Genomic DNA, 4,648 nt, shown 5'->3' on the forward strand with positions numbered 1-4,648 from the left:
CAGCGTCGGCATGTCCAGGCGTTCCGCCGGGGTGGATGGTTTTTGCGCGGCAGCCGCCACCTCGTCGATGACCGGCCAGCGGTAAAAATGCCGGCCGCTCAAGCGTTCGGCTTGGCCGAACCAGCTCGCCGTTGCATACAGTTGCGCAAACAGTTCGGCATCGAAGCCGCCATGAGGGGGTTTATCCGTGTGCAAACGGCACAGCAAATCGGGCGCCTCGCGTTCGTGTTCGACAAAGTCCTCCAGCCTGTCCAAGCCCAACCAATGGGCAAGCTCGGCATCGCCGGCCTCGCCGATCAGTTCTATCGACCAGCCCAGGCAAGCGGTGGCATAACTTAGCGCCGCCAGCGCGTGACCGATGTCGTGCTGGCAATAGCGAAAGGCCCGTTCGCCGTATTTCCAGGCCTCCCGCCAATGCACGGAGGACAAGCCGATGTAACAGGCCGGCTCGCCGCCATGCGGATCGAATGTAGCGCGGCGTTCCAGATGATGGTCGTGGCTGACATAATGGTACACGCCGGGCTGCAGCAGTTCCGCGTCGGTGCAGAGTAGATAGGCTTCGGTGGGATGCAGATTACCGCTGGAAGGGTTGCAGCGCAAGGCCCAGCGGTCCGGGCCGAATTGTTTCCAGGCCGACAGGCCGAACGACAGTTCCAGCAATAAACCGAACGTATCGAGCGCGAGCGGCTGCGGCGTTATCAGCTCCGGTTTGTCCAGATCGGCGAACAGGCAAGCCAGTTCGGCGCCCGGTACCGGCAGTTTGACCGTTTCGCAGCCCTTGAAACGTCGAAACGGATTGGGCTGGTCGTCCCAATCCAAAGACTCCGGGCCCCTGGCATAAGCATTCAATTGATGCTTGGTGCGTTGATGATAAGTCAGTACGGTGTCGGATGGGGTTGTCATTATGAGCGCTCAAACAAAATAGATGCTGCTATTTAAGCACACACCGTGCCAATCTGTGCGAATGTCTCTGTTGTATGGCTGAGTGTAATGATCAGAAAGTGTCAGGTTATTTTACACGGTGCCAGATTTTTCTTGCACGGGTTGGTGTCGCGGTTAATGTAACTTATTGAATTGGCAGGTTATATGCTATTTCATAGAGCGATTTTAAATTTTTGATATTCATCTCGGAGGTACAAATGAAGAATATATTCGGTTTTTTGTTAATGGTTATAGCCCTTCAGTCTCAGGCGGCAACCACCCAATACATTACTAACGGCGGATTTGAAACTGGCGATTTTTCCGGTTGGACTGTGACCAATATTGTGGCGGCCCTGAAGTTTAGGGATTAAAGACTGATCGTGGACCTTTCTCAATCGCATACGACGATTGATCCGCCGCAAACAACGTTTGGATTGCCCCGGTAGGCAACCACAAAGTCAATGCCGAATCCGGAAAGGTTTCAAATTCAAAGTTTTGATAAAACGCCTGGGCTTGTTCATGTTTGGCATCGACGATGACACCCGCCATACCGATGTTGCGCGATAGTTCCAGGCAGCGGTATAAGGCGTCCAATAGCAACAATTTGCCAATTCCCTGGCCTTGATAGCCCACATCGACCGCTAATCTGGCTAATCGCGCCATCGGCACTGGATAATCGGCGAAACGTTTGTGGTATTGGCTGGGTAGTTGCTGTTTCTTAATCGCCGCCATTGCCAGACTGTAATACCCGCAAATTCGTTGCTCTTTGCATGCCACATAAGTTCGGCTGATATTGGCGTCGGCATGTTGCCGGGCGTAGCGCCTCAGATAATCGTTCAAGGCGCTATCGCCGCAATCGAACCGTCGCCTATCGTGACTATTATGCAAGGATTCGATGCGGCCATTAAAGGCGCTCATGGCTGTTGGACTTGTCTCCAGTTCAGATATTCGTCTGCTGCCGTTTGCAATTTTGGCCTAGCTGTTTCGGTATTGTCCAGCGCGTTGAAAAATGCATCCCAATCACGGGATGACAGATTCAGCGTTTCACTGTCCGACACTATTTGCTTGGCGCGTTCTTGGGCCGCGCTGACCAAGAATGCACTCAAAGATACCCCTGAAAGGCTAGCCGCACGGCTGATCAATGTCTTGATTTCAGTGGATGTGCGCAGATCAATACGTTCGTAGTCGGTGGAAGTGGTGGGCATAAGGCAACTCACTTGTTACGGAAAAAATACGGAACAGATGCTAGCACTCATCGACCCACTACACAATGGATAATTATCCGCCTAAGAAACCAGCTCCGGCAGCATCAAATCCTCGGTCCAGCAGCCGATAGGCCGGCCCAGGTTCAATTCCCTGTCCTCGAAGCGCACCAGAAACACGCTGCGGCTGGGGTCTTCCTCCACATAGCCTTTCATGACGATGACGCCGCGGGCGCCTTCTTCGGCCAGCACTTCGCCTTCCTCGCTTTCCGGCATGCTGCCGTCGTCGACGATGGTATGCGCGGCAAAAACCACATCGCCTAAATCCAAATCTTCAATATTCATGGTGTTCTCCTGTTATGGGTTTGTAGCAAAACCGACAAAGACAGCGGGATTGTTGCTAAACGGATTGCCGGTTCAAGGTGGCCGGTTGTTACGAAGCAAGATAATTCAGTGGTTTAGAAAATATTTTCTCGCATGGCATGCCGGTTGCTTTAAATCTTTACAAGATCAATGCCAAACCGTTCAGGAGAGTTAACCATGATTACTTTAACCGATAGCGCTATCCAAGCCGTGGGTCGTTTTATCAGCAATTCCGACAAACCGACAGCAGGACTGCGGATCGAAGTGACCGATGGCGGTTGTTCCGGTTTGTCCTACGGTTTGCGCTTGGAAGACAAGGAAACCCAGGAAGACACCGTGATCGATTGCGGTGAAGTGAAAGTATTTGTCGATCCAACCAGTTATCCGAAACTTGACGGCATGTCCATCGATTTCGTGGATAGCCTGGAAGGCTCGGGTTTTAAATTTAGCAATCCCAACGCAGTCAAAAGCTGTGCTTGCGGCTCTTCGTTTACCACCGGCGATAACGGCGGCACCCCCAAAACCTGTTCTTAAGAAGCGGAGATTAAAGTCATGTGGGATTATTCGGACAAAGTGAAAGACCATTTTTTCAACCCCAAAAACGCCGGCGCGGTGGAAGGGGCCAATGCGATTGGCGAAGTGGGATCCATCAGCTGTGGCGATGCCCTGCGGTTGACCCTGAAAGTGAATGAAGAATCGGAAGTCATCGAAGACGCCGGTTTCCAAACCTTCGGCTGCGGATCGGCGATTGCCTCGTCTTCGGTATTAACCGAAATCATCAAGGGCATGACCCTGGACGATGCCTTGAAAGTCACCAACCAGGACATCGCCGCCGAACTGGACGGCTTGCCGCCGGAAAAAATGCACTGTTCGGTCATGGGGCGCGAAGCCTTGCAAGCCGCCGTCGCCAACTATCGCGGCGAAGAGTGGAAAGACGACCATGAAGAAGGCGCCTTGGTCTGCAAATGTTTCGCCATCGACGCGGTGATGATCGAAGAAATGGTATGGGCAAACAAACTGCGCACCGTGGAAGACGTTACCAATTTCACCAAGGCCGGCGGCGGTTGCGCGGCCTGCCACGAAGACATCGAAGCGATTCTGGAAAAAGTCTTGAAGGAACGCGGCGAAACCTTCGATCCGAATGCTGCGCCGATTGAAAAAGTCGAAGCCAAGGCCGAGAAAAAACCGTTGACCAATCTGCAGCGCATCAAGAAAATCGAGGAAGTGATCATGTCCTTCCGTCCGCAATTGATGGCCGATGGCGGCGACGTCGAGTTGGTGGAAGTGGTCGATAAAACCGCTTATGTGAATATGACCGGTGCTTGCAACGGTTGCCAAATGTCGTCAATGACTATCGCCGGTATCCAGCAGCGTTTGATGGAAGTGATGGGCGAGTTCATCAAGGTCGTGCCTGCTTCGCAAATGCCGACCGCCGGACTGGTGAACATCAAGGAGGCCGGTCATGCCTGATATTTATCTGGATAACAACGCCACCACCAAGGTGGACCGGGCGGTGGTCGATGCGATGATTCCGTATTTCACCGAACAATTCGGCAACCCGTCGTCTATCCATCGTTTCGCCGACGGGGTGGCGCGGGGCATCAAAAAGGCGCGCGGCCAAGTGCAGGAATTGCTCGGCGCCGAGCACGACTCGGAGATTATTTTTACCTCCTGCGGCACCGAATCCGATTCCACGGCGATTTTGTCGGCCATCAAGGCCCAACCCAACCGCAAGGAAATCATTACCACGGCGGTGGAGCATCCGGCGATTTTGAACTTGTGCGATTACCTGGAAAAAGAAGGTTACACCATACACCGGATGCCGGTGGACAAATGCGGCCGGCTGAATCTGGAAGCCTACAAAAACCTGTTGTCCGACCAAGTCGCCATCGTCTCGGTGATGTGGGCCAACAACGAAACCGGCACCATTTTTCCGGTCGAGCAAATGGCCGAAATGGCCAATGCGGCCGGCGTGATGTTCCATACCGATGCGGTGCAGGCGGTCGGCAAGATTCCGATGATGTTGCAGGATACCAAGATCGACATGCTGAGTCTGTCCGGGCATAAACTGCATGCCCCCAAAGGCATAGGCGTGTTGTATCTGCGCCGAGGCACCCGTTACCGGCCCTTGCTGCGCGGCGGCCATCAGGAGCGCGGCCGCC

The 4,648-nt window shown here is 53.6% G+C and carries 8 protein-coding genes; 4 read left to right on the forward strand and 4 right to left on the reverse strand.

Annotated elements, in window-relative coordinates; genetic code table 11:
* On the reverse strand, positions 1 to 903 hold a 903-nt coding region (locus tag NP596_RS19910; protein WP_256617141.1), incomplete at its 3' end, for a SagB/ThcOx family dehydrogenase.
* Between the two features lie 236 nt (positions 904 to 1,139).
* Here NP596_RS19910 and NP596_RS19915 point away from each other — a divergent pair.
* Positions 1,140 to 1,292, forward strand: a complete 153-nt coding sequence (locus tag NP596_RS19915) for a hypothetical protein (RefSeq protein ID WP_256617142.1) — start codon at positions 1,140 to 1,142, stop codon at positions 1,290 to 1,292.
* Here the strand turns inward: NP596_RS19915 and NP596_RS19920 are convergent.
* The 3 genes from NP596_RS19920 to NP596_RS19930 form a co-directional block, all read right to left on the reverse strand.
* Positions 1,282 to 1,839, reverse strand: a complete 558-nt coding sequence (locus NP596_RS19920) for a GNAT family N-acetyltransferase (protein ID WP_256617143.1) — start codon at positions 1,837 to 1,839, stop codon at positions 1,282 to 1,284. The genes NP596_RS19915 and NP596_RS19920 overlap by 11 nt on opposite strands.
* Positions 1,836 to 2,126: a type II toxin-antitoxin system TacA family antitoxin gene (locus NP596_RS19925; protein ID WP_256617144.1), complete on the reverse strand. Its 291-nt coding sequence runs from the start codon at positions 2,124 to 2,126 to the stop codon at positions 1,836 to 1,838. The genes NP596_RS19920 and NP596_RS19925 overlap by 4 nt, the downstream gene beginning before the upstream one ends.
* Before the next feature lie 81 nt (positions 2,127 to 2,207).
* Positions 2,208 to 2,468 carry a nitrogen fixation protein NifZ gene (locus NP596_RS19930; protein WP_256617145.1) on the reverse strand — a complete coding sequence of 87 codons (261 nt, stop codon included), beginning with the start codon at positions 2,466 to 2,468 and terminating at the stop codon, positions 2,208 to 2,210.
* Between the two features lie 195 nt (positions 2,469 to 2,663).
* On the opposite strand from NP596_RS19930, the gene NP596_RS19935 reads away from it, so the two are divergent.
* The 3 genes from NP596_RS19935 to NP596_RS19945 all read left to right on the forward strand — a co-directional run.
* Positions 2,664 to 3,020, forward strand: coding sequence for a HesB/IscA family protein (locus NP596_RS19935; protein ID WP_256617146.1), 357 nt, complete (start codon positions 2,664 to 2,666; stop codon positions 3,018 to 3,020).
* An 18-nt stretch (positions 3,021 to 3,038) separates the two neighbouring features.
* Positions 3,039 to 3,956, forward strand: coding sequence for a Fe-S cluster assembly protein NifU (gene nifU / locus NP596_RS19940; protein WP_256617147.1), 918 nt, complete (start codon positions 3,039 to 3,041; stop codon positions 3,954 to 3,956).
* Positions 3,949 to 4,648, forward strand: a 700-nt coding sequence (locus NP596_RS19945; protein WP_256617148.1) for an aminotransferase class V-fold PLP-dependent enzyme, incomplete at its 3' end; no start/stop codon positions are given. The genes nifU and NP596_RS19945, both read left to right, overlap by 8 nt.

This window comes from Methylomonas rivi (assembly GCF_024505165.1).
In the GTDB taxonomy this organism is placed as follows: Bacteria; Pseudomonadota; Gammaproteobacteria; order Methylococcales; family Methylomonadaceae; genus Methylomonas; species Methylomonas rivi.

Bases quoted from the DNA above. Each gene is read 5' to 3' on its own strand.
- NP596_RS19935 (WP_256617146.1), top strand. From the start codon at position 2,664: ATGATTACTTTAACCGATAGCGCTATCCAAGCCGTGGGTCGTTTTATC.
- NP596_RS19915 (WP_256617142.1), top strand. From the start codon at position 1,140: ATGAAGAATATATTCGGTTTTTTGTTAATGGTTATAGCCCTTCAGTCT.
- NP596_RS19920 (WP_256617143.1), bottom strand. From the start codon at position 1,839: ATGAGCGCCTTTAATGGCCGCATCGAATCCTTGCATAATAGTCACGAT.
- NP596_RS19930 (WP_256617145.1), bottom strand. From the start codon at position 2,468: ATGAATATTGAAGATTTGGATTTAGGCGATGTGGTTTTTGCCGCGCAT.
- NP596_RS19925 (WP_256617144.1), bottom strand. From the start codon at position 2,126: ATGCCCACCACTTCCACCGACTACGAACGTATTGATCTGCGCACATCC.
- nifU (WP_256617147.1), top strand. From the start codon at position 3,039: ATGTGGGATTATTCGGACAAAGTGAAAGACCATTTTTTCAACCCCAAA.